The organism is Halorubrum ezzemoulense DSM 17463 (assembly GCF_002114285.1).
Classification (GTDB): Archaea; Halobacteriota; Halobacteria; order Halobacteriales; family Haloferacaceae; genus Halorubrum; species Halorubrum ezzemoulense.
This window is the reverse complement of sequence record NZ_NEDJ01000050.1, coordinates 1-24,757: the sequence shown is the minus strand read 5'-3', so window position 1 is coordinate 24,757 and position 24,757 is coordinate 1. Positions and strand designations below refer to the sequence as shown.

Here is a 24,757-nt window from a genome sequence, read left to right as displayed (position 1 = left end):
CCTCACCCCTCCCCAGCCTCGTCGCTGGCACCCTCCGCTTCGCTCCGTGAGCCACCGACTCCCTCGCGCGTGCGACTCACGCCCCGCCGGCGTTCGTCGGCACGTGCCGACCCCCGCGTCTGCTTATGTATGATCGGCGCTGTCGCTCAGGGTCGTAGAAACCGTCGCCGGCGGCGGTCCACTGTGCCCACAGCGTCCGTCCGGACCGCCGTACGGCGTCGCGTCGGGGGCGAAGCGCCCTCAGAAGCGCCGCAGTTGCTCTTCGAGGCAGACGGTGACGATCGACTTCGCGATGGCGGCGCCGCCGCCGATCGGGTCGAGCTTCGTGTCGCCGAGCCGCTCGGCGTAGGCGATCGGGCGCTCGCGCACGTCGTAGCCGCGCATCAGCGGGCGGATGAGGAGTTCCGCTGAGAGGCCGGTGTTCTCCGTCCAGCCGATCTCCTCGACCACCTCGCGACGGTACGCGCGCATCCCGGTCGTGGTGTCGTGGACGCGCTCGCCCATGAGCAGGCTCGCGACCGCGGCGAACGCGTGGTTCCCGAAGCGGTTGAACGCCGGCATCGCCTCCGCGCCGTGGTAGAGCCGGTCGCCGCTTACCACGTCCGCGCCGTCGTTGACCTCGGCGAGGAACTCCGGCAGCGCCTCCATGGGGTAGGTGTCGTCGCAGTCGGTCGTGACGACCACCGGTCGGTCGGGGGTCAGGATCGCCTCGCGGACGGCGACGCCGTACCCCTGCGGCTCCTGTTCGATGACCCGAGCGCCGTGCTCGCGGGCGATCTCCGGAGTGCGGTCGTCGGATCCGTCGACGCAGACGACCTCCGCCCTCCCGTCCGTGACCTCGTCGATGTCATCGAGGACCGTCCCGATCGCCTCCGCCTCGTTGTACGTCCCCATCACGACGCTGAGGTCGTCGAAGGTGTATGCCCCGCCGTCCCCCCCGTTCGCCACGCTCTCGCCTTTCTCGTCCGCCGCGCTCTCGATTTCCTCGTCCGCCGAGCCTCCGCCCTCTTCCCCGACGGTCTCCGTCACGTCGACGGCGCTCGCAGATCCGTTCGTCGCGTGTGCTGAGTCGCTCATTACCCGGATCTCCGCTCGCACCTACTTGAGTTTTTAGGTTTACCTAAAATAATGTTCGACGGCAGTCAGGTCTGCGCCGAGAGGCGGGCTTCCACGTCGTCGGCGACGCGGAGCGCGAGCGCGGCGATGGTGAGCGTGGGGTTCATCGCGCCGCTCGTCGGGAAGACGGAGCTGGAGGCGATCCAGCAGTTGTCGAGGTCGTGGGTCCGGCAGTCGGCGTCGACGACCCCCCGGTCGGGGTCGTCGCTCATCCGCGTCGTGCCCATGTGGTGGTAGGCGGGCCCGGTCGCGTCCGGCCCGGCGACCCACTCCACGTCGGCGCCGAGCTCCTCCAAGATCGCGACCTGGATCTCGTTCGCCCGCTCGATCGTGTCGAGCGCGCGCTCGCCCACGCTCCACTCGACCCGCGGCGCCGGGTCCCCGTGATCGTCGGTGCGGTCGTCGGCGAGGGCGATCCGGCTGTCGGCCCGCGGGGCCTGCTCGACGAGCCCGCCCATGGCGACGTGATTCCCGTACCCCTCACGGAGCTGGTCGAGCAGCGGGTCGCCCCAGTCGTCGCCCGACAGGGCCGTCTCGACCGGCGAGGGGCCGGCGTAGTTGAAGAACTCCAGCTTGAACGGGGCCTGCGCCTCGTCGGCCTCGTCGTAGAACTGGTCGCAGGCGCTGGTGTAGAAGCCGACGTGGTTCTGTCTGGTCGGCTCGTCGAGGGTGCCGCCCGCCCCCGCGAACAGGTGGTCCATGAAGAACTCGCCGACGTGACCGCTCCCGTTCGCGAGCCCCTCGGGGTATCGGTCCGCGGCGGAGAGGAGCAGGAGCCGCGGCGTCTCCACGCCGCCCGCGGCGACGACGAAGGCGTCGGCCGTCTGCCTGTGTTCAGCCCCGTCAGGGGTCGCGTACACCGCCGCGGTCACCCTGTCGTCGCCGTCGTGCTCCAGCGACCGCACGGACGCCCGGTCGATGACGGTCGCGCCCCGCTCCTCGGCGCGCTCGACGTGGACCGTCGCGTCGTACTTCGCGCCGCTCGGACACACCGGCTGGCAGGTGCCGTAGCCGACGCAGGGGGACCGGCCGTCGTACGGCTCGGAGTTGCGCGCGTTCGGCACGGAGTGCATGGCGATCCCGAGCGACTCGCAGGCCTCGGCGAACAGCGAGTCGCTGTAGGAGGGCTCGAACGCCGGCATCGGGTGCGGCTCCTCGCGCGGCGGCGCGTAGGGGTTGTCCGACGCGCCCGCGACGCCCAGCTCGCGCTCGGCCTCGGCGTAGTAGGGGCGGAGGTCCTCGTAGTCGATCGGCCAGTCCGGCCCGACGCCCCGCGCCGTGCCGGAGTTGAAATCGTCCTCGTGGAGCCGCATCACCATCCCCTGCCAGTGGAGCGTCGACCCGCCGACGCCCTTCACGCGGGCGTGGTTGAGCGGGTACGGGCGGTCGCCGGCGATCTCGTGGGCGTCGCGCTCGCCGCCCACGTCCCAGACGTCCGGCCGGTCGTAGAACGGGCGGATCGCGCGCTCCTGTCTCGCGAGCCGGTCGGCGGGGTCGAACCGCGGGCCCGCGTCGAGCACGACGACCTCGCGGTCGCCCGCCAGCCGGTCGGCGACGAGCGCTCCCGCGGGGCCGGCGCCGACGACGCAGACGTCCGTGTCCGGCACGGGCGTGCGGTCGACGTCGCCGCGGGCCCGGTCGCCGGTCTGCCGGTAACGAGCGTCCCGTCCGCCGCTCGCGTCCTCCGCGCCGCTCATCGGGGCCCCCGCCGGTAGCTCTCCGCGCCGCCCGCGTGCCCCTGCGGGTTCTCGATGCCGACGAGCTCCCCGCCCGTCGGCGAGGCGTACAGCGCGAGCAGCAGCTCGTTGACGACGTAGTACCGGACTCGCTCCGCGGTCGTTCCGTCCGGGTTCTCCTCGGCCACGTCCGCGCCCATCTCCCGGAGCAGATCGTCGCGGTCGGCGGGCGAGAGGTCGGCGACCGGCGCGCCGTACCACGACCGGGCGGCCGACTCGACCTCGGCGACCGCGGCTCGGATCCCCTCGGCGTGCGCCGACCCGTCGAGGCGGCCGTCGAGGAGGCCGTCGACGAACGCGTCCAGCCCGGAGACCGCCTCCGGGTAGACGGTCCGCGCGACCGCCGTCATCGCCTCGCGGACCGCCTCGTCGCCGGGGGTGCCGTCGCCGTCCCGCGCGGGCTCCGCCTCGGCGCCTCCCCGACCGCCGTCGCCGGTCGCCCGACGGACGCCGAGCGCGACGCCGCCGGTCGCGCCGATCGCGGCCAGCGCGGCCGCCGCGTCGCGTCGCGTCAGTTCCATGGAATATTTTAGGCAGCCCTAAATTAATATATCCGTCGGAGCGCGCTCGACGCGCGATCGGAACCCCTAACGCCGGCCGCGACCACGCTCGGACAGAGACTCTGCCCCGTACAATGACCCTGCGAAACCGGCTCCGCGACCGCTTGACCGACGGCGACGACAGGCTGCCGATCGGGCTCACGCTGCTGTGCGCGGCGATCGCCGCCACGCTCGTGTTCCCGCTGGCGTGGCTCGTCATCGAGGCGATCGCCGTCGACCGCGGGCGCGCGACGGACCTCCTCTTCAGCGCCGGCACCGCGGAGGTCCTCGTCAACAGCCTCCTCTTGATGGCGGGCGTCACCGGCCTCTCGGTCGCGATCGGCGTGCCGCTCGCGTACCTCACCGCCCGGACCGACCTCCCCTTCCGTCGCTTCTGGTCGGTCGCGGCCGCCCTTCCGCTCGTCGTCCCGAGCTACGTGGGAGCCTTCTCGTTCGTCTCCGCGTTCGGCCCGCAGGGCGAGTTCCACGAGGTCCTCGCGCCGCTCGGCGTCCAGCGCGTCCCCGAGATCGGCGGCCTCTCCGGGTCGATCCTCGTCATCACGCTGTACACCTACCCGTACGTCTACCTGACGACCCGGGCCGCGCTGCTGTCGTTCGACACGACGCTGCTGGAGGCCGCCCGGACGCTGAACCACGGGCGGCTCGCGGCGTTCCGCCGCGTGACCCTCCCGACTATTCGGCCGGCGATCGCCGCCGGGTCGCTGCTCGCCGCGCTGTACGCGGTCTCGGACTTCGGGACGCCGTCGATCATGCGGCTCCCGGTGTTCACCCGCCAGATCTACGTCGAGTACAACGCGTTCGGACGCGACTACGCGGCGCTGCTGTCGCTCCAGCTGCTCGTCGTGGTGGTCCTCGTGCTCGCGCTGGAGTGGGCCGTCCGCTCGGACCGCGACACGAGCGGCGACGACGCGGGCCGCACCGACGACCGGGTGTCGCTCGGGTGGCTGCGGTGGCCGGCGACGCTGCTCCCGGCCGGCGTGTCCGCGTTTGCGCTCTTGGTGCCGCTGTGGATCCTCGGGCTGTGGCTCGTTCGCTCGGAGGCCGGCCGCCGCCCCTCGCTCGCGTTCGAGCCGATACAGGTGCTCAACTCGGTGTCCGTCTCGGCGGCCGCGGCGGTCGTCGCCGCGCTGGCCGCCCTCCCGATCGCGTACTTCGCCGCGAACCACGACTCGCCGCTCGCGGTCGTCTTCGAGCGCGCGACGTACGTCGGGTTCGCGGTGCCGGGCATCGTGTTGGCGCTCGCGCTGGTGTACTTCGGCTCCGGCTACGTCCCGTGGCTCTACCAGACGCTCCCCCTGCTGGTGTTCGCCTACGTCGTCCGCTTCCTCCCCCAGGCGGTCGGCTCGGCCCGCACGTCGATCCTCCAGGTCGACCCGCGGCTCGTCGAGGCCGGGCGGACGCTCGGGGAGTCGCCGACCGGCGCGTTCAAGCGCGTCACGTTCCCGCTCACGCGCTCGGGGATCGTCGCCGGGGCCGCGCTCGTGTTCCTCACGACGATGAAGGAGCTACCGGTCACGCTGGTGCTCCGCCCCACGGGGTTCGACACGATCGTCACGCAGATCTGGCGCGCACAGTCGACCGCGCTCTACCAGTACGCCGTGGTGCCGACGCTTATCCTCCTCCTCATCTCCGGGCTCTCGATGGTCGTCCTCCTCACGCAGGAGGGCGGCGAAGAAGGGCTGTGAGGGTCGCGGTCACCGTCCTCGGATGTGGCGGTCCGCGCCGGGTCGCCGCCACCAGATGCGGCGGTCGCCGCCGCTCCCGTCGGTCCGAGAGACCGGTCGCTCTCGATAGTGTTGAAAGCAACTAACAATACCGCGGCCGTGGACTGGAGAAAAACGGGTCAGTCCGCGGCAGACGTCTGCTGTTGACGCGTCACGCGGAGCGAGCTGATCGTCGTGTAGAGGACCGCGAAGGCGACGACGACCGCCGCGCCGATGGTAAGCACCAGTCCGAGCAGTTCGAGCGTCGAGCTGCCGATGTACGAGCCCACTTCGCCGATGCCCACGGCGAGGGCGCCGACGAGCAGCATCCCGCCGAAGTACACCTTGATCTCGTCGGAGTCGACGATGGCGGTCGCGGCGGAGCCGACGCGCGCGCCGAGCGCGCTCCCGAACAGCAGCGGGGCGACGATGCCGAGGCTCACGCCGCCGTCCTGTCCGTAGAGGTAGCTCCCGAGCCCGCCGGAGAAGACGATCTCGAAGAGGTCGGTCCCGACGGCGACGGGCACCGGGACGCCGATCGCGTAGATCATCGCGGGCATCCGGATGAAGCCGCCGCCTACGCCGAGGAACCCGGACAGGACGCCGGTCGAGAAGGCGACGGCCGTGATGACCCACACGGAGACGGTGACGTCGCCGCGGAGCGTCACCATCGGCGGGATCCGAACGGTCCGTTGGATCTTCTTGGCGACGTCGGGGATCTCGTACTCGTCGAGGTCCTTGTCGGCGGCCTCGTGGTCGACTCCGCCGTCGTCGTCGCCCTTGAGGGCGTCGCGCGTGACCATCGCGCCGACGCCGCCGAGCAGGACAACGTAGGCGACGCTGATGACGCCGCCGGCGAGCCCCATCGATTCGAGGTAGTAGACGCTGGCGCGCCCGGCCTCGATGCCGATGGTCGTCCCGGTGATCATGATCACCCCGAGCTTGTAGTCCACCTGCCCGAGGTCGTGGTGTTTCAGCGTCGCGATGACGGCCGTTCCGAAGACGAACGCCATCCCGCTCCCGACGGCGACGGAGGCCGGGTAGTCTAGCATTAGGAGGGCCGGGGTGACGAGGAACGACCCGCCCATGCCGAAGAACCCGAACAGCACCCCGACGACGAGGCCGAACCCGACGAACAGCGCCAACATCTCGGGGCTCGTCTCGAAGATGCCGAGGCCGCCGAGGAAGTTACCGAGCACTGGCGTCACCCCCGACCAAGAGCCGCATCAGATAGGGCCCGACGAGCCGTTCGAGGCCGCCGTACCCCACGTACAACACGAACGCTTCCAGGAGAATCGTGCCGATGAGTAGGACCGTCTCTGGGTCCCACGAGGGTATCTCTAGTCCAGCCATCTATTCGTCCTCCGGCTTCCGAACGCGGAAATTCGGTCTTGGCACATTTCTGCTCGGTGTCCACTATCCGCTTCGTGCCTATAACGGTTTTGGGCTTAATGTACAATACTATATCCCGGTAACCTCGGCGGGAGTACCGATAACTTACAGAGATAATACGGCGCCTCCGTCGGCCCGAGCGCCGGCTACGCGCTCGCGCTCGCTGAAGTATCAAACGACGAACAAAATCGTGTTGTCGCCGCCCGCCGAAGGGATCGACATGAGGGCCCTGTGCGCAACCGACCTGTCGGCCGCCAGCGAGGCGACGATCGAGAACGAGACCTGCCTCGGCTGCCTGGACCGAATCGGCGTCCGGACGGTCCACCTCGTCACGGTGGTCTCGGCGAACGTCCACCCCGGCATGCCCGGCGTCGACTTCGAGGAGCGCCGGCGGCGGGGGCTCGACAGGTACCGCGAGGTGATCGAGGCCGCAGGGTTCGACGTCGAGACGCACGTCGTTCGCGGGACCCCGTACCGCCGCCTCAACGGCATCGCGGAGACCGTTCACGCCGACCTGACGATCGTGGGTTCGCGCGGACAGAGCCCGCTGGAGAACCGGGTCGTCGGCTCGACCGCCCGCAACCTCGCCCGGACCACCGTCGTCCCGCTGCTGGTCAACCGCGTCGAGCGGGCGGCCGACGACCCCGATGTCCTCCGCGAACACCTCTTCCGGCACGTCCTCTTCGCGACAGACTTCTCTGAGCACGCCGACCGGGCGTTCGACGCCTTCTCGTACCTCCGTCGCGCGACCGAGGAGGCGACGCTCGTCCACGTCCGGTCGCCGAAGGACGACGGGCCGGACGCCGGCGGCGGTCCCGCGGAGCGGCTGGCAGAGCGGGCGAGCACGCTGGAGGGCTGGGGGATCGAGACGCGGACCGAGGTCCGCCGCGGCGACCCCGCCGAGGAGATCCTCGCCGTCGAGGCCGAGGTCACTCCGTCGACGGTCCTCGTCGGGTCGAAGGGGCGGAGCCGGATCCGGCGGCTCCTGCTGGGCAGCGTCTCGGAGGAGATCGTCACGCGGGCGACGGGCAACGTCTTCCTCGTCCCGCCGCCTCGGGCGGTTTAAGAGTAGGCGACGCCGCGGCGCGCGCCGATCACAAGACGAGCGCGGCGGCCGCGTACGCGAGCGCGAACGAGAGGCCGAACGAGCCGGCCCACGCCCCCACGGTCGTGAGGATCTTCTCCGCGTCGACGGCCTCCCGACCGCCGACGGCCGCGCCGCTCCCGATGATCGCGCTCACGACGATCTCGTTGAACGAGACCGGCACGCCGAGCAGCACGGCCAGCTGCGCGCTCAGGAACGACGGGACGAGCGCCGAGATGGAGCGGCGCGGCCCGAGCGACGAGTAGTCCTGCGCCAGCGACTTTATCATCCGGGGCGCGCCGGTCCACGAGCCGACCAGCATCCCGAGCCCGCCGCCGACGAGGACGGCGGTGGCCGACACCATTCCCACCTCGTCGAGCAGTGGTAGGAGCGGTCCGACCGCGAGCCCGACCTGACTCCCGCCCGCGGAGAACGCGACGAGCGACCCGAGCGCGAGCAGCACGCGCCGCAGCCCGCCCTGCTCGCCGCGGCTCACGTCCCACCAGACGACGGCCGCGACGGCCAGCGCCGCGAGGCCGGTGATCGCGACCGCCGACGCGGTCCCGTCGAGCGACAGGGTCCGCTGTCCGAGACCGCGGACGGTCCCGGGCGCGGTCCCCTCGCCGAGGAAACTGAACCGGACGTTCACGAGGACGCTCCCGACCAGCCCGGCGAGGACCGGGACGCTGTACCGCTCGGGCGCGCCGGGTCGCGGGAGGACGCTGGCGATGGCGAACGCGATGCCGCCGCCGATGAACGGCGTCAGGAGCCAGACGGCGCCGATCTGTTGGTACTTCGCCCAGACCGGCGTCCCGCCGAGCGCGAGCCCGACGCCGATGACGGCGCCGGTCACGGTGAACGCGGTCGCGATCGGAATCCCGGTGGTGATGCCCACCGCCACCAGCCCCGCGCCCAGCACGAGCACGAGGATGACGCCGGCGACGGGCAGGCTGATCCCGCCAACGAGGCCGCTCCCGACGGCCTCAGAGACGTTCCCGCCCTGCGTGACGGCGCCGGCGAAGCCGAAGACGCCGACCAGCAGGGCCGCGCGCATCGTTCCGATGGCGTTCGCGCCGACGGCGGGCGCGAACGGGGTCGCGCCGCTCGACCCGGCGCCGATCACCCACGCCATGAACAGGCTCGCGAGCGCCGCGCCGACGGAGAGGGCGATGAGAGCGGGGTCCATGGAGCCGGTGCGTTAGTCCGCGCCCGCCGCGGCGGCGTCGCGGGCTCCGCTCCGGCTCCGCCAGTACCCCTGCGCGTACGCGCCGACGAACATTCCGCCGAGCGCCCAGAGGATGGTGACGTTACCGACCCCGAGGCTCGCGTACGCCGCGCCCGGACAGATGCCAGAGAGCCCCCAGCCGACGCCGAAGACGGCGCCGCCGACGAGGACGTTCCGGTCGAACGGCTTCAGCCGGCGCTCGTAGGGAGCGCCGGTGAGCGGCGCGGCGTCGCGGATGCGCGGCAGCAGCGCGAACGCGATCCCGGAGACGATCGCGGCCCCGAACATGACGAACGGGAGGCCGAGGTCCTCGAATGTGAGGAAGTTCAGCACGACCTCCGGCCGCGCCATGTGGCTGAACCCGAGTCCGAACCCGAAGATCAGGCCGCCGACGAAGATCAGCGGCTTGAACAGCGGATGTCGATCCGCCATCTACGGACTCACCCCCAGCGCGGCGACGACCTGGGCGGTCCCGATCGCCACGGCGAGGAACGTCGCGACGCCGACCAGCGACGTCTTCGACGCCGATCCGACGCCGCAGACCCCGTGGCCGGACGTACACCCCTTCCCGATGCGGGTGCCGATCCCGACGAGGATCCCGCCGAAGAACAGCCGCCACGGCTGGACGTCGGTCGCCCAGAGCGTCACGCCGGCGACCTCGTACAGCGTGCCGGTCGTCCCGGGCTCGTAGAGCGGGCTCGTGACTAGCCCCGACTGGAACGTCGCGGCGAACGCGAGCCCGCCGAGGATGATGCCGGCGGTGAACACGAGCCGCCAGTCCCGCGATCCGACGTACCGCCGGAACCGGGACTGGCCGGAGACGTACGACAGCGTCGACTCCAGGAACGTGCTCGCCCCGGCCGGGATACCCGTTCCGACGTAGATGACGACGGTCCCGAGACCGACGAGCAGTCCGCCGACGGCGTACCGGCTGACCCCGCTCGGGAACAGCTCGGCGACCGCCTGCAGCAGTACTGGGTCAGCGACCATCGGCGTCGTCAGTCACCCGCGAGCGAGTCCTGACTGGCGGCGCAGTTGTTCGGCCCGAGCTCCAGGGTGAACGCCTCGTCGTCGTCGACGGCGTTCTGTCCGAGGTTCGTCGCGATGATGTCCTCGTAGTTGGCCGGGCGCGGCGGCATGTCCGAGAGGATCAGGTCGACGAACGCCTGCTCGTCCATCGTGAGCGCGTCCATCTCCTCGACGAGCTCGCCGATCGGCGCCGTGTAGGTGCCGTCGTCGGCCGCGACGGCCGCGTCGCTGAAGTGCGCGCCGCCGATGAGCGTGTCGTCGGGCAGCGTCAGCACCCGCTCCTGAAGTGACTCGTACAGCAGGCGCGCGGCGTCGGGGGCGCCCTCGTCGCCCTCCTCGAGGTCGGGGCGGGCGACGCTCTCGATGAACAGCCCGTCGCCGGTCGCGAGCAGGCTCTCGTCGACGAGGTATGAGGTCATCCCGGTCGTGTGGCCGGGAGTGTAGACGGTCTCGACGGTGGCGTCGCCGACCGCGAACGTGTCGCCGTCGGCGGCCGTGGTCAGCTCGTCGGCGTACGTGACGCCGCGGTCGACCGCGGCCTCGGGGATGACGCCTTCGACGCCCGCGGCGTCGAGGTCGCGCACGCCCGAGATGTGGTCGGCGTGGACGTGCGTGTCGAGAGCGTAGTTCAGTTCGACGCCGAGCTCGTCGGCGTCGTCGAGGTAGCGGTCGGTGAACGCCCGCAGCGGGTCGATGATCGCGGCCTCCCCGTCGTCGTAGAGGAGGTAGCCGAGACAGCCCGAGGAGGGGCGCTGGTACTGGAGGAGCGTGCCGGCGCCGTCGTAGCGGTCGACCTCGACGGCCTCGTAGATGCTCGCCCAGCCGTTCATCCCGTCTTCGAGGTGGTCGACGTCGTAGCCGCGCTCCGTGAGCGTGCCCGCGACGTACTCGCTGGCGCCGCCCTTCGCGCAGAGGACGGTCACCTCGCGGTCGTCGGGGATCCGGTCGAGAACGTCGTCGTCGATCTCGTCTTCGAGGAACTCGAAGTACGGGACGTTGATCGACGTGACGTTCTCGCCGTCGATGCGCCACTCCTCGTAGTCCGACTGCATGCGCGCGTCGAGGATCGTGACGTCTTCGCCGGCGTCGATTCGGTCTTTGAGCGATTCCGGGTCGACGGAGTCGACGTCGACGTCCGGAGTCGGGAAGTCGTCGGCATTCATGTTTCGCAGTCGTTCATACCGGGTCGACGCACAAAAGCATTTTCATAGTATTTCCTTTTCTAAGCAATACTATATTCAATAGAATCCGGTCTGTATCTCCTACTGTTGTACTCAGGGGCTTATGCGGCGGCTAAACAGGTTTCACTTTATACAGTAGTTGGGAGAATTCCCAAGAACCGACACAGTTTTACTTCACCGGGGGGTATTGTGCGCTAGCTCCAATACAGACACCGGAGCAGATACACAATGAGTGCTGAATTCGACATCGCGGAGACGCTCGACGTGAAAGGCGCATCGTGCCCCATGCCGGTAGTGAAGACGAAGTCCGCCGTCGACGGCCTCGACGCGGGCGAGGTCCTCGAAGTGCTGGCGACCGACCCCGGAAGCATGAGCGACCTCGACGGCTGGGCCGACGGCACCGAGGGCGTCGAGCTCCTCGACCAGACGGAAGGCGACGACGTGTACAAACACTACGTCCGCAAGACGGAGTAACGATGAGCACGGACACACCCGACGCGTCGGCCGACGACGCGCCGACCGACGACGCGCCGACCGACGACGCGCCCTCCCGCGCGGAATTGGCCGCGCGCGTCGACGAGCTCGAGGAGGCGCTCGCCGAGGCCACCGCCGACGACGGCGGCAAGAAGATGAGCATCATCGCCACCAAGGGGACGCTCGACATGGCGTACCCGCCGCTCATCCTCGCCAGCACCGCTGCCGCGTTCGGCTACGAGGTGACCGTCTTCCACACGTTCTGGGGGCTCGACATCCTCCACGAGGAGCGGTCGAAGAACCTCCAGCTCAGCTCCGTCGGCAACCCCAACATGCCCGTGCCGAACGCCGTCGCCGCGCTCCCCGGGATGGACCGCGTCACGACGAAGATGATGGAGCGCCGGATCTCGGACAACGACACCGCCACGATCGAGGAGCTCCTCGAAACGAGCCTCGACATGGGCGTGGAGTTCCAGGCCTGTCAGATGACCATCGACCTGATGGACTACGACGAGGACAACTTCTACGACGGCGTCACCACGGGCGTCGGCGCCGCCACCGCGCTTCAGGACATGGCCGAGGCGGACATCCAACTGCTCGTCTGACCGCCGCGGAACGAGCCCCCGGTTCTGTTTTGCCCGCGCCGTCGCCGGCGTCGTCGCTCCAGACACCCTCGATACAACGCAAAAACAACTAGTGACCACGACCGACTCCGCCCGCTCGCGCCGCGGAACGGCGCGTCGCCCCCGCTAGCGCGATCCCTCGCTCCGCTCGCGCCCGGCGCGCTCGCGGCCGATCGCGCCCGCCACCGCCAGCAGGTAGCCCAGCCCGTACTGGACGTCCGGGTCGCGCACCCCGCGGATCAGCCCGACGGCCCCGACCCGATCCGGCGGGTCGCGCTCCGCCTCGCCGACCCCCTTCAGCAGCGTCTCGACGCCCTCGCGGGTGTCGTCGTCGGCCGCGGTCTGCGCCACCTCGCCGAGCGCGGCGCCGGTCCCGGCCAGCGACGCGACCATCTCGTCGTCGAGGGCCGCGGTCGCCAGCGACCCGACCTCCGCGACCTCGGCCAGCTCGTCGAGCGTGCCGCTCCGCTGGAGCGTGAGCAGCGTGTCGAGCGCCTCCCGCAGCTCGTCGCCGTTCTCGCCGACCGCCTCGGCCAGCGCCACGGTCTCGTCGGTCGCCAGGCCGTCGGCGGACTCCGCGAGCGTCGACCCCGTGGCCGAGAGCTCGCGGACCATCTCGTCTGAGAGCGCGCCCTCGCCCAGCGAGAGCACGTCCAACAGCTCGTTGACCGCGTCGAGCCGCTCGACGAGCTCGGCGACCGCCTCCGGGTTCTCCGCGATGGCCGCTTCGAGGTCGTCCGGCTCGGGTTCGTGCGTCTCGGACATGGTCAGAGCAACCCTCGCGCGGTGAGCCAGTAGGACTCGTTGTACGCCAGCTTCGACCAGTGGAGCTTCTCCGAGGGCGGCGCGGGCGACGGCGGGCGCTCGTAGTCGAACTCGACGAACGAGGCGGCGTCCATCCCGGTCTCGATGAAGCACAGGGTCTTCCCGTCGTACGTCGCCGTCGCGGGGCGGCCTCGGACCTCGCTGGCGAGGCGCTGGCCGACGACGCCGGCCTGGTAGTGCGCGACGCTGCCCGCGTTCGGGACGCCCGTGTCGGCGGTGTCGCCGAGCGCGTAGACGTTGTCCGCGGCCGCCGCCTCCAGCGTGTGCTTGTCCACGTCGACCCAGCCGTCGTCGCCGAGGCCGGCCTCCTCGATCAGGTCGACGCCGCCGTGAGGCGGAATCGAGACGAGGAGGTCGTAGTCGAGCTCGGTCCCCTCCATCGACGTGATGGTCTCCGCGTCGGGGTCGACAGACTCGGCGTTGAAGAACGTCTCCACGTTGATGTCCCGGTCCTCCATGATGGGACGGGCCCACTCGGCGATGTGGGGATTCCCGTGAACGCGCTGGACCGGGTACGTGTAGGTGACCTCGACGTCCTCGCGCAGGCCGCGCTCGCGGAACCAGTCGTCGGTCATGAAGACGAACTCCAGCGGCGCCGCGGGACACATGTGGGGCGTCCCGATGACGCTCAAGACGAGCTCGCCCTCGGTGAACTCCAGCAGCTCCTCTCGAAGGGCCGTCGCGCCCGACTCGCTGTAGTAGTCGTGTCCGCCCTCGACGAGCCCGGGGATCTGCTCGGGCTCCAGCGTCGACCCGGTCGCCAGCACGAGGTGGTCGTACTCCATCGACGGCGCGGTACCGTCGAACCGGAGCGTCTGCGAATCCGTGTCGATCTCGGACACGCGGTCGATCCGGAGGTCGACCGCGTCGTCGACCAGCTCGTCGAGCGCGCGGCGACCGTCCGCCGGTTCGCGCTTGCCGAACGGCACGTACAGCCAGACCGGCTTGTACACGTGGTCGGGGCCGTCGTTGATCAGAGTGACCTCCACGTCGCCGGCGTCGAGCTCCGGACCGAGCCGGTCGGCGAGGTCGTTGGCGAGCACCGATCCGCCGGTCCCGCCGCCCACGATGACGATGCGTTCGGTCATGCTTTCTCCACGTAGAACGCGTTGTGCTCGTCGAGCTCTTCGACGGCGAGCAGTTCGTTGCCAGCCTCATCGGCCCACTCGGGAACGTCGGTGAGCGACCCGCCGCTGTCGCTCAGGAGCCGGACCACGTCGCCCGACTCCGCGCTCCGGATCGCTCCGATGAGGTCCATCAGGGGACCGGGGCACGCTGCGCCTCTGGCGTCGACGGTTTCTTCGGGTTCGATGTCGGTCATGGGGGTCTCACACCAGACAGTTACGCGCGTGGCGTATTAGTCTTGTGCGCTCATTCCACAATCTAAAAATCCTCGTGTTCGGCGCGGATCGGTCAGCGTCGGCGGCAGTCGGGGTGTCGCTGACGGTTGGGGCGTCGGCGGCGCTACCGGTCGAACACGACCGCGTAGTGGTACGGCGGCAGATCGACCCGCCGGTCGAGTTCGAACGGCGCCGCCCCCCGGACGGCCTCCGCCGTTTCCTCGGGGTCCATCCGGAGCCCCGTCGGCGGTCCCCGGGGCTCCCCCCCGACGGTCGTCGCTTCGCGCGGCCGGTCGTGCCAGTTGACGACGACCAGGCTGCCGCCGGGCGCGACCGCTCGGAACGTCTCCTCGACGAACTCGGCGCGGTCGTCGACGCCGTGGAAGGTGTTCGCCACGACGAGCACGTCGACCGGCTCCGGGAGGACACCAGTCAGGTCCCGGGCGTCGCCGTGGACCGGGACGACGTTCCCGATCGCCTGTCGCCCGGCGAGCGCGTCGAGCTCGTCGAGCAGCGCCTCGTCCAAGTCGACGGCGTACACGGGCGCGGGCTCGGTGATGCGGGCGGCCGGGAGCGCGAAGTAGCCGCTCCCGCAGCCGACCTCGGCCACCGACAGGCCGGGCTCGACCCCGAGCTGCCGGAGCGTCGCGCCCGGCGTCGGCCAGAGCTTCCCCCACCAGTCCCAGTCGGGCTGGCCGGTGTTCTGGAACCGCTCCATCGTCAGCGGGGGCCCGACGCGCCGGCTCCCGTTCCGTCCGCCGGAAGGCGGCGTCCGTCGCTCCCGCCGCCCGCGAACCCGTATCCGCCGCTCACGGACCCGTCGTCGGCCCCCCGAGGCGGCTCGCTCGTCGCATCGGTCTTGTCCTTCATACCCATACGTGAACCAGTCCGCTATCTAAGTCTTTCTCGACCGTCGCCGATCGGCGTGCCCGAGTCGCCCCGCTCGTCCGCGGGCAGCTAGTCGACCCGAGAGCGCCACGCGGCGGGGAGCTGGGCGTAGACCACCGCGTTGTCGACGAGCGCGTCGACCGGGACGTACTCGTCGGGGGCGTGGAGCGTGTCGGTCCCGAGGGCGAACTCGACGGTCGATATCCCGGCGTTCCGGAGCTTCTTGGCGTCGCCGCCGCCCGTGGCGCTCCGACGGAAGACGCGGTCCCCGGTGACCGCCGCCGCCGTCGACGCGACGGCGTCGACCAGCGGGCTGGCGGGGTCCTCTGTGGTGCCGACGCTCCAGGAAACGTCGGCGACCGTGATCCCCTCGCAGTCGGCGACGCAGTCGCGGATGGCCGCGAGCACGTCGGGCGTGTGGACGCCCGCCGTCAGCCGCACGTCGACCTCGGCGCGGGCGGACCCCGGGACGGCGTTCACCGCGTCGCCGCCCTCGAGGACGCCGAGGTTGATCGACGGGTACCGGAATAGGTCCCGAGCGGTCGCCTCGCCCATCGACGGGGCGTAGTACTCGACCGACTCCTCGACGATCGGCTCCATCTCGGCGTCGATCTCCAGCCGCTCGGCGCCGAACCGCTCGCGTATCGTCTCGACGGCGCCGTAGAGCCGGTCGACCGCGTTGACCCCGAGCATCGGTCGAGAGCCGTGCGCCGCCTCGCCGGCGGCTTCGAGCGTCAGCCAGATGCTCCCCCGGTCCGCGACCGTGACGGAGCGGCGACCCTCCTCGCAGGTCGGCTCGCCGATCACGCACGCGTTCGCGTCGAGCGCTCTGGCATCGAGCAGCGCCGGGAGCCCCGCGTCGCCGCCGACCTCCTCGTCGCTCACGAAGGCGAACAGGAGGTCGACGGGCGGCTCCGCGTCGGTCGCGACGACCGCCCGGAGCGCGAACAGCAGCGACGCCACGGCGCCCTTCATGTCGGTCGCGCCCCGGCCGTAGACGCGGCCGTCGGCGCGTTCGCCGAGCGGGTCGCGCGTCCACGCGTCGGCGTCGAACGGGACGGTGTCGAGGTGTCCGTTGTACAGCAGCGTTCGGTCGGACGCGCCGTCGACCCGGACGAGCAGGTTCGGCTTCGCCGGGTCGACGGCGAACCGCTCGACCTCGACCGGAAGTGGGTCGAGGAACCGCTCGATCGCCGCGACGATCTCGCGCGTGTCGCCGGGCGGGTTCGACGTGTCGACCGCGAGCAGATCGAGGGCCAGCGAGACCAGCTCCTCCCGGTGTGCTCGCACGTACTCGGCGGGAGCGTCGTCCGGGTCCGTCGGCGGCCGGGTCGCTCCCGTGTCTTCGGCCATGCCGTCCCCTTCGATCCCCAACGATTTATTTATTTTGTATGTTTCGCACAATACTAATCGGTGGGCGTCGCGGTCGCCCGCGCGTCACGGTCCGGGCTGGAGCGACCGATCCCCGCGCTCGTCCGCCTCGCCGCCGTACCGGTCCTCGAACTCTTGGATGAGCTGACCGACGGTCGCGTACCAGCTGTTGAGCAGCTGTTGCATCTCGCGAGCGGCCTCCGCGGGCGTTCGCGGCCGGTAGACGTAGTAGTACCCGCCCTGATCGTAGTTCTCCTGTCGCTGGACGACGACGCCGGCGTCCACGAGCCGCGAGATCGACCGGTACGCCGTCGACCGCTCACACTCCAGCCGGTCCGCCACGTCGTCGACGGTGAGCCCTTCGTTCACTCCTTGGAGCGCCTGAAACACCGCCTGATCCCGCTCGTTGAGCCCGTGAATACACTCGAGGAGGTCGATACACCCCAAGTCCCGTTCGAGGTCGTCACGCACTGACGCGGTCATCGTATCGGACAATAGGGCGACAGAGTGGGTTAAAGTTGTTCCTAATTAGTACAATACTACTATAGTCGAGTCGGCGACAGTCCGGTTCAGTTCACGGCTGCTCCGCTCTCTCGGTAGGACATCCGAAGAGCCTTTGTTACGTAGGCCCAAGACGATACACGAATGACGCTTCCGATCGACCCGACGCAGATCGACCCGGACGACATCGGCGAAGAGCAGGCCACCCTTGAGATGGGCCACGAGGAGGCGATCGAACATGTCCGCGAGGTGTTCACCGACGCCGGATTCGGCGTCCCGGTCGAGTTCTCGCCATCCGAGATGCTCAACGAGAAGGTCGACGCGGGTCGCGACCCCTACTACGTGCTCGGCGCGTGTAACCCGGCTGTCGCCGACCGGGCGCTCGACGCGACCGACAACAAACTCGGCGCGCTCATGCCGTGTAACGTCGTCGTCTGGGAGGAAGCGCCCGGGACGCAGCGCGTCTATCACGTCTCTATCATGCGCCTCGCTCGCCTCGCGGGCATGGCGCCCGACGACGACGAGATGGCCGGCATCATCGCCGACACCGGCGAGATGGTCGACGAGGCGTTCGAGAACCTCTGACCACGCTCTGACACAGCCGTCCCTACGGCGTCGCCGGCGCTCTGCTCGGCGGCACTCGCCGTCGGCGACGATCGGATCGGCGCGGTCTGCGCTCGGATCGGTGCGGCCGGCGCTTCGACCGACACGGACGTGACCCGGTTCCGTTCGCCTCGCCTCCGTGTCGACCCCGCTCGTCGCGATTCCACACCTACTTATCCGCGACCGCCGACGGGCCGATATGAACCTCGCCGATTCGCGCGTCCTCGTCACCGGCGGCGCCGGTCTCGTCGGAAGCCACCTCGCGGCCGACCTGCTCGACCGCGGCGCGACCGTCCGCGTCGCCGACGACCTCTCGAAGGGGACCCGCGACCGCGTCCCCGAGGGCGCGGCGTTCGTCGAAGCGGACATGACCGACCCCGACGACGTGGCGCGCGTCGTCACCGACGACCTCGATGTCGTCTTCCACTTCGCGGCGTACACCGACACGAACTACGACGACGACCGCGCGCTGTTCGAGGAGAACACCGAGATGACGTACAACGTCTTGGAGCGCATGCGCGAGGTCGGCGTCGACCGCTTCGCGTTCACCTCCTCCTCGACGGTGTACGGCGAGGCGCCGCGACCGACCCCCGAGGACTACGCCCCCCTCGAACCGATCTCGATGTACGGCTCCGCGAAGCTCGCGGACGAGGCGCTGATATCGACGTTCGCGCACTCCTACGGCGTCCGGTCGTGGGTGTTCCGGTTCGCGAACATCGTCGGCCCGCGCCAGCGCGGCAACGTGATCCCCGACTTCATCGAGAAGTTAGCCGAGGATCCGACCGAACTGGAGATCCTCGGCGACGGCCGGCAGGAGAAGTCGTACATGCACGTCTCGGAGTGTGTCGACGCCATCCGGCACGTGGTCGAGAACGCAGACGCCGCGTACAACGTCTACAACCTCGGGACGCGGACGACGACCTCCGTCACCGACATCGCCGACATCGTGAGCGAGGAGCTCGGCGTCGACCCGGAGTACGCCTACACCGGCGGCGACCGCGGCTGGACCGGCGACGTACCGAAGATGCGGCTGTCGATCGAGAAGCTCGCCGCCCTCGGGTGGGAGCCGTCGGTCGAGAGCGACGCGGCGGTTCGGCGCAGTGCGCGCGAGCTGATCGACGAGATCGTGGAGTAGCGCGATCCCCTCCGACGAACTCCGCCGGTCGGGTGCGGACCGCGGAGGCGCTTCAGTCCCGCCGCAGGCGAACCGAAGGGGGTCCCGAACGCCGACCGGATCGCTCGACTGCCGAAGCTGTCCCGATAACCGACCGGAGGCGGCGGCGTCAACGGAGCGATACGGACGGCTGTTGCGCACAACCCGGTGGGTTTCCCGTGGCGGTGTCGCTCGCGGTTCGATCCGCGTCTCCGCCCGCCGCGCCGCTTCGGAAGGGCCTTTTAACCCGCCCGTCGAACGGACGGTATGTTCCGGCAGTTCCGGTCGGAGGTCGAGGCGGCGCTCGCGGACGCGCTCGACTCGCTCGCCCTCCCGACCGACGACCTCGGCATCGAACGCCCGCCCGACGACATGGACGCGACGCTCGCCTCCAGCGTCGCCTTCCGACTCGCGGGCGAGGTCGGCGACGCGCCGCCGAACGTCGCGGCGACTGTCGCCGAGGCGGTGTCGGTCGGGAACGCGGACTACGTCGCGAGCGTCGACACCGCGGGGCCGTACGTCAACTTCCACGCGAACGAGCGCTACCTCGCCGACACGCTCGACGCGGCCGCGGTCGACGCCGACTACGGCGCGCTCCCCGACCGCGACACGAGCGTCGTGGTCGAACACACCAGCGCGAACCCGACCGGCCCCGTCCACGTCGGCCGCGCGCGCAACCCCATCGTCGGCGACGCGGTCGCGAACCTCCTCGCGTACGCCGGCTACGACGTGGACCGCCACTACTACGTCAACGACGCGGGCCGGCAGATGGCGGTGTTCACCTGGGCGTACGAGCGGTTCGACGAGCCAGACCTCGACGCGGAGCCCGCCCGCGACCGCGCCGAGTACGACCTCGTGCGCTACTACCGGAAGGGGAACGCCTTCTTAGAGGAGGCGGACGACGACGCGGTCGAGGCCGCGGAGGCGGAGATCCAGTCGATCCTCCAGGGGCTCGAGGCGGGCGACGAGGAGACGTACGAGCGCGTCGGCGAGGTCGTCGACGCCGTCCTCGGTGGAATGAAGGCGTGCCTCGGCCGCCTCCCCGCGGAGTTCGACGAGTTCGTCAAGGAGACGCGGTTCATGCGCGACGGATCCACCGACGACATCGCGGGCCGGCTGAAAGAGACCGACCACGCCGTCTACGAGGAGGACGCCTGGCAGCTGGAGCTCGACGAGTGGGGGATCGACAAGAACCTCGTCTTCCTCCGCTCGGACGACACGAGCCTCTACACGACCCGCGACCTGGCGCACCACGAGTGGAAGTTCGCGAACTACGACCGCGCCGTCACCGTCCTCGGCGAGGACCACAAGCTCCAGGCCGACCAGCTCGACGCGACCCTCGAACTGCTCGGCAACGACACCGACCGCCTCGGCCACGTCATCTACTCGTACGTCAACCTGCCCGAGGGGAAGATGTCGACCCGGCAGGGGACCGGCGTGATGCTCGACGACCTGCTGGACGAGGCGATCGACCGCGCTCGCGACGCCGTCGAGTCGCGCATGGACGACCGCATCCGCGACGACGACCTCACCGACGAGGACGTCGAGCGCATCGCCCACCAGGTCGGGATCGGCGCGGTCCGGTACGACATCGTCTCCAAACAGCCCGCGAAGGCGATCACCTTCGAGTGGGAGGACGCGCTCGACTTCGAGGCGCAGTCGGCGCCGTTCGTCCAGTACGTCCACGCGCGCTGCGCCGGCATCCTCGGCGAGGCGGCCGCCGCCGGGATCGACGTGCCGGGCGTGACGGCGGACGCCGACGGCGAGGTCGACCCCGACGCCTTGGACGTCGACGCGGGCGCGCTCGAAACCGACGCGGCCCGCGAGCTCCTCCGCGAGGTCGCGCGCTTCCCCGCCGCAATCGAGGCCGCCGCGGACGACTTGGAGCCGCACACGATCGCGACGTTCACCCGCGAGTTCGCGGACGCGTACAACGCCTTCTACCGCGAGTGCCCCGTCGTGACCGCCGAGACCGAGGCCCTGCGGGACGCCCGGCTCGCGCTCGTCGCGGCCGCGAAGCACACGATGGCGAACGCGCTCGACGTGCTGGGCGTCGAGGCGCCGGAGTCGATGTAAATCGAGGGTATCCCGCCCTCCGTCGCCCGGAGCGGGGCTCCGAGCGATCCACCGCCAAACGCGGCCGAGACGGACGCTTCCGCCCGTATCGACAGGTCAAAGATTACTTACACGCACGCGACCGTATTCGGAGTAATGAGTAGCGACGCACAGGAGGCGAACGCGGACCGCCGGAAGTACGAGTTCCGCAAGGTCATCGAGGAACTCAAGCAGTACGAGGGCTCCGGCACCCAGCTCGTCACCATCTACATCCCCGAGGACAGGCAGATCTCCGACGTGGTGGCGCACGTCACCCAAGAGCACAGCGAGGCGTCCAACATCAAGTCCAAGCAGACGCGGACGGCCGTTCAGGACGCGTTGACGTCGATCAAGGACCGGCTGCGCTACTACGACACCTTCCCGCCGGACAACGGGATCGTGATATTCTCGGGCGCCATCGACAGCGGCGGCGGCCAGACCGACATGGTCACCCGGACGCTGGAGTCGCCCCCGCAGCCCGTCGAGTCGTTCCGCTACCACTGCGACTCGGAGTTCCTCACCGAGCCGCTCGAACACATGCTCGAGGACTCCGGGCTGTTCGGGCTCATCGTCTTGGACCGCCGCGAGGCGAACGTCGGCTGGCTGAAGGGGAAACGCGTCGAGGCGGTCAAGTCCGCCTCCTCGCTCGTCCCCGGCAAACAGCGGAAGGGGGGTCAGTCCGCACAGCGATTCGCCCGCCTGCGCCTCGAAGCGATCGACAACTTCTATCAGGAGGTCGCTGGGATGGCCAACGACCTGTTCGTCGACAAGCGCCACGAGCTCGACGGCATCCTCGTCGGCGGTCCCTCGCCGACCAAAGACGAGTTCCTCGACGGCGACTACCTCCACCACGAGCTTCAGGACAAGGTGCTCGGCAAGTTCGACGTGGCCTACACCGATGAGTCCGGCCTGAAAGACCTCGTCGACAACGCCAGCGAGGCGCTCGCCGACCAGGAGATCGTCGAGGACAAACGCAACATGGAAGAGTTCTTCGAGAAGCTCAACACCGGGCAGGAGGCGACCTACGGGTTCGAGCAGACCCGCCGCAACCTGATCATGGGATCGGTGGACCGCCTGCTCATCTCCGAGGACCTTCGCTCCGACGTCGTCGTCTACGAGTGCCCCGACGGCCACGAGGAGTACGAGGTTGTCGACGCCCGCCACTCGACGCCGGACCACGAATGTAGCGAGTGCGGCGAGGCGGCCGAGGTCGAGGAGCGAGAGGACGTCATCGAACACCTGATGGCCATCGCCGAACAGCGCGGGACGGACACGAAGTTCATCTCCACGGACTTCGAGAAGGGCGAACAGCTGCTCGACGCGTTCGGCGGCATCGCCGGTATCCTGCGGTACTCGACCGGAGTCTAAGGGCCTCTGAAGAAGTTTCTGCGGCCGTTTTACTGCTGTTCCGGCTCGACCGGCCCCGGCGCGATCTCCAAACACGCGCAGGCGTCGGACTCCGGGTCGAAGCAGTCCGGACACTCCGGCTGCCGGTCGATGATCGTGTCGAGCCGCTCGGCGACCGTGTCGTCGATGACGGCCTCGAGCTCCCGGGCCTCGGCCTGATAGTCCTCGACCGCGAGGACGTTCGCGAGGAACCGCTCGATGATACAGTAGGTCTGGAGGGCGTCCCTGGCCCGGACGATGCCGTCGTCGGTCAGCTTGACGCCCTTGTACTTCTCGTGTTCGGCGAGCCCGCGCTCTTCGAGCTTGCCGATCATCTCGTTGGCGCTGGCCGGGCTGACGCCGAGCGCATCGGCGATCGACCCGGTCGAGGCGGGTCCGTCTTCGCTGTCCTGTACGACGTATATCGTCTTGAGGTACTGATCTGCGGTGTTCACGGCTGTCCTCCGTCGGCGCTCGTCGGCGACTCGTCTGTCCGGTTCATCGGCGCTCCATGACCTCCGTGACCTCGCGTACGCCCTCGGCCTCCTCGTCGCGGATCGCCGCCAGGGTCGCGATCAGCTCCTCGCGGTCGACCGAGAACGACCCGTCGGACCCCTCGATCGCCCCGATGCGGTCGTCGTAGAACTTGTACGCCGTCTCCTCGTTGCACAGCTGGTCGTACCGCACGTCGTCGAAGTCCTCCGGCCGCGTCCGCCCGTAGCGGGCGTCGACGAGCGACTCGATCTCGTCGAACGGGACGCTGTCGACGCCGAGCCCGTCGATGAGCGACTCCAGCCGCTCGCGGTGGTCCGCCGACTCCTCGGCCGCGTCCGCGAGGAGCGTCTCCACCTCCGCGTCGAGTTCGGCGTCCAACTGCTGGTAGTGGCGATGCGCTCGCGCTTCGACGACCTCCTCAAGCACGATTCCGATCTGGAGCAGCCGCGCGAGTTGGTCGTCGGAGGCGACCCGCTGGCTCACGCTCACCGCGACCACCCGAGACGGCACGATACGCGGGTTCGCATACAAACAACTCGGGCGTCGTCGGTCTTAAGCGGTTCCCCTCGCTCGCCGGTCGCTCCGGGACTCCGGGCGGGGCTGAAAAAATCCGTTCGGCGCCGGCGGCTTACTGGAGCCGCTCGAAGACGAGCTCCTCGACGTCGTCGCGGAACTCGTCGACCGCGATTTCCTCTAGGACGGGCACGAAGAAGCCCTCGACGAGCATGTTCCGGGCCGTCCGCGAGTCGATCGAGCGGCTCTCGAGGTAGAACAGGTCCTCGGCGTCGACCTGTCCGACCGTCGCGGAGTGGGACGCCTCGGTGTCGTGGTTGTGGATGATCAGCTTCGGCGACGCGTCGGCCTCGGCGTCGTCCGACAGCATCAGCGTGTTTTCGCGCTGGTAGCTGGAGGTGTTCCACGCGTCCTCGCCGACGTCCTGAACGCCCTCGTAGACGGAGCGCGCCACGTCGTCGAGCACGCCGCGGGTGACGAGGTCGGCGGTCGTCTGCTCCGCCTGGTGCCACACGCGGGCGTTGATGTCGAAGTGCTGGTCGTCCGTGCCGAAGAACGTCCCGACGATCTGGCTCTCGGAGCCGTCGCCCTCGAGCTCGGTTTCGATGTCGGAGCGGGTGAGCTTCGAGCCGAAGTTGCTCTCGATCCAGTCGACCGTCGCGTACGTGTCGGTCACGCCGCGCTTCAGCGAGTAGGTGTAGGCGTCGTCGTCGAGGTTCTGGAGCGAGCCGAACTGGACGTTCGAGTTCTCGCCCGCGACGACCTCGACGAGGTTCGAGAAGTACCGGTCGCCGCTCACGTCGGCGTCGCCCGACGTGATCGACTCGAGGATCGTCACCGACGACGACTCCTCGGCGACGACGAGCGTCTGGCTGAACAGCGAACGGGAGTTCATCTCCGCGCGCACCGTCACGTCCTCGACGTCGACGCCCTCGGGGACGTAGACGAACGTACCGGTGGTGAACAGCGCGACCGAAAGCGCCGTGAGATAGTTGTGTTCGGGGTCGAGGACGGAGCCGAAGTTCGCCTCGATGACGTCGCCGTACTCGGCGAGCGCCTCGGTGAACGGCAGCACGACGACCTCGTCGTCGCCCGCGGTCCGCTCGGTCTCGTCCGCCTGGTTCAGCGGGTCGACGAGCGACTCGAAGTCCAGCGCCTCGAGGTCGGTCCAGCGGCGGCCCGGCGTCTGGATGACGTCGGGCAGCTCCGCGGTCTCCAGCGCGGCCAGCGCGTTCAGACGGGTCTCCAAGAGCCACTCGGGCTCGTCGCGTTCGTCGGCGATGCGTCGTACCGTGTCCTCCGAGAGGCTCTCGATTGCTTGCGTGCTCATGTTATCCGAGCGAGCCCTCCATCTCGAGTTCGACGAGGCGGTTCAGCTCGACGGCGTACTCGATCGGCAGTTCCTCCGTGATCGGCTCGATGAACCCGGAGACGATCATCTGTTTGGCGTCGTCGTCGTCGAGCC

Annotated in this window: 27 protein-coding genes; 8 read left to right on the top strand and 19 right to left on the bottom strand. The window is 69.6% G+C overall.

What is annotated here, in order from left to right:
• Positions 1-240: 240 nt before the first annotated feature.
• From B9H04_RS12915 to B9H04_RS12905, 3 genes are all read right to left on the bottom strand, one after another.
• The gene (locus tag B9H04_RS12915; protein WP_233125185.1) at positions 241-894 is read right to left on the bottom strand and encodes a dolichyl-phosphate hexose transferase; all 654 of its coding nucleotides are present in this window, start codon (positions 892-894) and stop codon (positions 241-243) included.
• Between the two features lie 248 nt (positions 895-1,142).
• Complete coding sequence (locus B9H04_RS12910) at positions 1,143-2,813, bottom strand: GMC family oxidoreductase (RefSeq protein ID WP_085682769.1); 1,671 nt, start codon at positions 2,811-2,813, stop codon at positions 1,143-1,145.
• Positions 2,810-3,373, bottom strand: coding sequence for a gluconate 2-dehydrogenase subunit 3 family protein (locus B9H04_RS12905; RefSeq protein ID WP_049932280.1), 564 nt, complete (start codon positions 3,371-3,373; stop codon positions 2,810-2,812). The genes B9H04_RS12910 and B9H04_RS12905 overlap by 4 nt, the downstream gene beginning before the upstream one ends.
• Before the next feature lie 113 nt (positions 3,374-3,486).
• On the opposite strand from B9H04_RS12905, the gene B9H04_RS12900 reads away from it, so the two are divergent.
• Positions 3,487-5,097: an ABC transporter permease gene (locus B9H04_RS12900; RefSeq protein WP_049932282.1), complete on the top strand. Its 1,611-nt coding sequence runs from the start codon at positions 3,487-3,489 to the stop codon at positions 5,095-5,097.
• A gap of 158 nt (positions 5,098-5,255) precedes the next feature.
• Here B9H04_RS12900 and B9H04_RS12895 read toward each other — a convergent pair whose 3' ends face one another.
• Entirely contained in the window at positions 5,256-6,314 is a 1,059-nt protein-coding gene (locus tag B9H04_RS12895) for a sulfite exporter TauE/SafE family protein (protein WP_049932284.1), read from the bottom strand.
• Entirely contained in the window at positions 6,304-6,468 is a 165-nt protein-coding gene (locus tag B9H04_RS18780) for a DUF7512 family protein (protein ID WP_167373091.1), read from the bottom strand. Before B9H04_RS18780 ends, B9H04_RS12895 begins: the two co-directional genes overlap by 11 nt.
• A gap of 259 nt (positions 6,469-6,727) precedes the next feature.
• Between B9H04_RS18780 and B9H04_RS12890 the strand changes: the two genes are divergently transcribed.
• Positions 6,728-7,573: a universal stress protein gene (locus B9H04_RS12890; RefSeq protein ID WP_049932286.1), complete on the top strand. Its 846-nt coding sequence runs from the start codon at positions 6,728-6,730 to the stop codon at positions 7,571-7,573.
• 28 nt (positions 7,574-7,601) lie between these two features.
• Here B9H04_RS12890 and B9H04_RS12885 read toward each other — a convergent pair whose 3' ends face one another.
• From B9H04_RS12885 to B9H04_RS12870, 4 genes are read right to left on the bottom strand one after another with little or no spacing between them, the layout of a single operon-like run.
• Complete coding sequence (locus tag B9H04_RS12885; protein WP_085682768.1) at positions 7,602-8,777, bottom strand: inorganic phosphate transporter; 1,176 nt, start codon at positions 8,775-8,777, stop codon at positions 7,602-7,604.
• Between the two features lie 12 nt (positions 8,778-8,789).
• Positions 8,790-9,248, bottom strand: coding sequence for a YeeE/YedE family protein (locus tag B9H04_RS12880; RefSeq protein ID WP_049932289.1), 459 nt, complete (start codon positions 9,246-9,248; stop codon positions 8,790-8,792).
• Positions 9,249-9,806, bottom strand: coding sequence for a YeeE/YedE family protein (locus B9H04_RS12875; protein ID WP_085682767.1), 558 nt, complete (start codon positions 9,804-9,806; stop codon positions 9,249-9,251).
• An 8-nt stretch (positions 9,807-9,814) separates the two neighbouring features.
• Complete coding sequence (locus B9H04_RS12870) at positions 9,815-11,008, bottom strand: MBL fold metallo-hydrolase (RefSeq protein WP_049932291.1); 1,194 nt, start codon at positions 11,006-11,008, stop codon at positions 9,815-9,817.
• 246 nt (positions 11,009-11,254) lie between these two features.
• Here B9H04_RS12870 and B9H04_RS12865 point away from each other — a divergent pair, with 246 nt between their 5' ends.
• Both B9H04_RS12865 and B9H04_RS12860 read left to right on the top strand, forming a co-directional pair.
• On the top strand, positions 11,255-11,500 hold the full coding sequence (locus tag B9H04_RS12865; RefSeq protein ID WP_049932293.1) for a sulfurtransferase TusA family protein: 246 nt from the start codon (positions 11,255-11,257) through the stop codon (positions 11,498-11,500).
• A 2-nt stretch (positions 11,501-11,502) separates the two neighbouring features.
• Complete coding sequence (locus B9H04_RS12860; protein ID WP_049932294.1) at positions 11,503-12,105, top strand: DsrE/DsrF/DrsH-like family protein; 603 nt, start codon at positions 11,503-11,505, stop codon at positions 12,103-12,105.
• Between the two features lie 144 nt (positions 12,106-12,249).
• Here B9H04_RS12860 and B9H04_RS12855 read toward each other — a convergent pair whose 3' ends face one another.
• From B9H04_RS12855 to B9H04_RS12830, 7 genes are all read right to left on the bottom strand, one after another.
• Positions 12,250-12,888: a DUF1641 domain-containing protein gene (locus tag B9H04_RS12855; RefSeq protein WP_049932297.1), complete on the bottom strand. Its 639-nt coding sequence runs from the start codon at positions 12,886-12,888 to the stop codon at positions 12,250-12,252.
• Between the two features lie 2 nt (positions 12,889-12,890).
• On the bottom strand, positions 12,891-14,036 hold the full coding sequence (locus tag B9H04_RS12850) for an NAD(P)/FAD-dependent oxidoreductase (protein WP_085682766.1): 1,146 nt from the start codon (positions 14,034-14,036) through the stop codon (positions 12,891-12,893).
• On the bottom strand, positions 14,033-14,269 hold the full coding sequence (locus B9H04_RS12845; RefSeq protein WP_049932303.1) for a sulfurtransferase TusA family protein: 237 nt from the start codon (positions 14,267-14,269) through the stop codon (positions 14,033-14,035). The genes B9H04_RS12850 and B9H04_RS12845 overlap by 4 nt, the downstream gene beginning before the upstream one ends.
• A gap of 143 nt (positions 14,270-14,412) precedes the next feature.
• Positions 14,413-15,006 (bottom strand): class I SAM-dependent methyltransferase, encoded by a 594-nt coding sequence (locus tag B9H04_RS12840; RefSeq protein WP_049932305.1) that lies wholly within the window; start codon positions 15,004-15,006, stop codon positions 14,413-14,415.
• A gap of 2 nt (positions 15,007-15,008) precedes the next feature.
• Positions 15,009-15,158 (bottom strand): hypothetical protein, encoded by a 150-nt coding sequence (locus B9H04_RS18775; RefSeq protein ID WP_155120043.1) that lies wholly within the window; start codon positions 15,156-15,158, stop codon positions 15,009-15,011.
• 87 nt (positions 15,159-15,245) lie between these two features.
• Positions 15,246-16,529, bottom strand: a complete 1,284-nt coding sequence (locus B9H04_RS12835) for a M20 family metallopeptidase (protein ID WP_049932306.1) — start codon at positions 16,527-16,529, stop codon at positions 15,246-15,248.
• A gap of 84 nt (positions 16,530-16,613) precedes the next feature.
• Positions 16,614-17,030, bottom strand: coding sequence for a helix-turn-helix domain-containing protein (locus B9H04_RS12830; protein WP_169714310.1), 417 nt, complete (start codon positions 17,028-17,030; stop codon positions 16,614-16,616).
• Positions 17,031-17,192: 162 nt separating this feature from the next.
• Here B9H04_RS12830 and B9H04_RS12825 point away from each other — a divergent pair, with 162 nt between their 5' ends.
• The 4 genes from B9H04_RS12825 (at position 17,193) to prf1 (ending at position 22,266) form a co-directional block, all read left to right on the top strand.
• A complete protein-coding gene (locus B9H04_RS12825) occupies positions 17,193-17,633 on the top strand; it encodes a DUF302 domain-containing protein (RefSeq protein WP_049932310.1) in 441 nt (146 codons plus the stop codon).
• A 217-nt stretch (positions 17,634-17,850) separates the two neighbouring features.
• The gene (locus B9H04_RS12820; protein ID WP_049932311.1) at positions 17,851-18,786 is read left to right on the top strand and encodes an NAD-dependent epimerase/dehydratase family protein; all 936 of its coding nucleotides are present in this window, start codon (positions 17,851-17,853) and stop codon (positions 18,784-18,786) included.
• 285 nt (positions 18,787-19,071) lie between these two features.
• Complete coding sequence (gene argS / locus B9H04_RS12815) at positions 19,072-20,880, top strand: arginine--tRNA ligase (protein ID WP_049932315.1); 1,809 nt, start codon at positions 19,072-19,074, stop codon at positions 20,878-20,880.
• A 135-nt stretch (positions 20,881-21,015) separates the two neighbouring features.
• Complete coding sequence (prf1, locus tag B9H04_RS12810) at positions 21,016-22,266, top strand: peptide chain release factor aRF-1 (protein ID WP_049932317.1); 1,251 nt, start codon at positions 21,016-21,018, stop codon at positions 22,264-22,266.
• Between the two features lie 29 nt (positions 22,267-22,295).
• Here the strand turns inward: prf1 and B9H04_RS12805 are convergent, their stop codons facing one another.
• From B9H04_RS12805 to sufD, 3 genes are all read right to left on the bottom strand, one after another.
• Positions 22,296-22,739 carry a metal-dependent transcriptional regulator gene (locus B9H04_RS12805; protein WP_049932320.1) on the bottom strand — a complete coding sequence of 148 codons (444 nt, stop codon included), beginning with the start codon at positions 22,737-22,739 and terminating at the stop codon, positions 22,296-22,298.
• 43 nt (positions 22,740-22,782) lie between these two features.
• Positions 22,783-23,268, bottom strand: coding sequence for a rubrerythrin (locus B9H04_RS12800; protein ID WP_085682771.1), 486 nt, complete (start codon positions 23,266-23,268; stop codon positions 22,783-22,785).
• A 139-nt stretch (positions 23,269-23,407) separates the two neighbouring features.
• Positions 23,408-24,622: a Fe-S cluster assembly protein SufD gene (gene sufD / locus B9H04_RS12795; RefSeq protein ID WP_049932321.1), complete on the bottom strand. Its 1,215-nt coding sequence runs from the start codon at positions 24,620-24,622 to the stop codon at positions 23,408-23,410.
• Between the last annotated feature and the right edge of the window lie 135 nt (positions 24,623-24,757).

Bases quoted from the DNA above. Each gene is read 5' to 3' on its own strand.
- B9H04_RS12870 (WP_049932291.1), bottom strand. From the start codon at position 11,008: ATGAATGCCGACGACTTCCCGACTCCGGACGTCGACGTCGACTCCGTC.
- B9H04_RS12840 (WP_049932305.1), bottom strand. From the start codon at position 15,006: ATGGAGCGGTTCCAGAACACCGGCCAGCCCGACTGGGACTGGTGGGGG.
- B9H04_RS18775 (WP_155120043.1), bottom strand. From the start codon at position 15,158: ATGAAGGACAAGACCGATGCGACGAGCGAGCCGCCTCGGGGGGCCGAC.
- B9H04_RS12830 (WP_169714310.1), bottom strand. From the start codon at position 17,030: ATGACCGCGTCAGTGCGTGACGACCTCGAACGGGACTTGGGGTGTATC.
- B9H04_RS12900 (WP_049932282.1), top strand. From the start codon at position 3,487: ATGACCCTGCGAAACCGGCTCCGCGACCGCTTGACCGACGGCGACGAC.
- B9H04_RS12915 (WP_233125185.1), bottom strand. From the start codon at position 894: ATGGGGACGTACAACGAGGCGGAGGCGATCGGGACGGTCCTCGATGAC.
- B9H04_RS12855 (WP_049932297.1), bottom strand. From the start codon at position 12,888: ATGTCCGAGACGCACGAACCCGAGCCGGACGACCTCGAAGCGGCCATC.
- B9H04_RS12905 (WP_049932280.1), bottom strand. From the start codon at position 3,373: ATGGAACTGACGCGACGCGACGCGGCGGCCGCGCTGGCCGCGATCGGC.
- B9H04_RS12820 (WP_049932311.1), top strand. From the start codon at position 17,851: ATGAACCTCGCCGATTCGCGCGTCCTCGTCACCGGCGGCGCCGGTCTC.
- prf1 (WP_049932317.1), top strand. From the start codon at position 21,016: ATGAGTAGCGACGCACAGGAGGCGAACGCGGACCGCCGGAAGTACGAG.
- B9H04_RS12845 (WP_049932303.1), bottom strand. From the start codon at position 14,269: ATGACCGACATCGAACCCGAAGAAACCGTCGACGCCAGAGGCGCAGCG.
- sufD (WP_049932321.1), bottom strand. From the start codon at position 24,622: ATGAGCACGCAAGCAATCGAGAGCCTCTCGGAGGACACGGTACGACGC.
- B9H04_RS12880 (WP_049932289.1), bottom strand. From the start codon at position 9,248: ATGGCGGATCGACATCCGCTGTTCAAGCCGCTGATCTTCGTCGGCGGC.
- B9H04_RS12890 (WP_049932286.1), top strand. From the start codon at position 6,728: ATGAGGGCCCTGTGCGCAACCGACCTGTCGGCCGCCAGCGAGGCGACG.
- argS (WP_049932315.1), top strand. From the start codon at position 19,072: ATGTTCCGGCAGTTCCGGTCGGAGGTCGAGGCGGCGCTCGCGGACGCG.
- B9H04_RS12860 (WP_049932294.1), top strand. From the start codon at position 11,503: ATGAGCACGGACACACCCGACGCGTCGGCCGACGACGCGCCGACCGAC.
- B9H04_RS12865 (WP_049932293.1), top strand. From the start codon at position 11,255: ATGAGTGCTGAATTCGACATCGCGGAGACGCTCGACGTGAAAGGCGCA.
- B9H04_RS12850 (WP_085682766.1), bottom strand. From the start codon at position 14,036: ATGACCGAACGCATCGTCATCGTGGGCGGCGGGACCGGCGGATCGGTG.
- B9H04_RS12885 (WP_085682768.1), bottom strand. From the start codon at position 8,777: ATGGACCCCGCTCTCATCGCCCTCTCCGTCGGCGCGGCGCTCGCGAGC.
- B9H04_RS12835 (WP_049932306.1), bottom strand. From the start codon at position 16,529: ATGGCCGAAGACACGGGAGCGACCCGGCCGCCGACGGACCCGGACGAC.
- B9H04_RS12875 (WP_085682767.1), bottom strand. From the start codon at position 9,806: ATGGTCGCTGACCCAGTACTGCTGCAGGCGGTCGCCGAGCTGTTCCCG.
- B9H04_RS12825 (WP_049932310.1), top strand. From the start codon at position 17,193: ATGACGCTTCCGATCGACCCGACGCAGATCGACCCGGACGACATCGGC.
- B9H04_RS12910 (WP_085682769.1), bottom strand. From the start codon at position 2,813: ATGAGCGGCGCGGAGGACGCGAGCGGCGGACGGGACGCTCGTTACCGG.
- B9H04_RS18780 (WP_167373091.1), bottom strand. From the start codon at position 6,468: ATGGCTGGACTAGAGATACCCTCGTGGGACCCAGAGACGGTCCTACTC.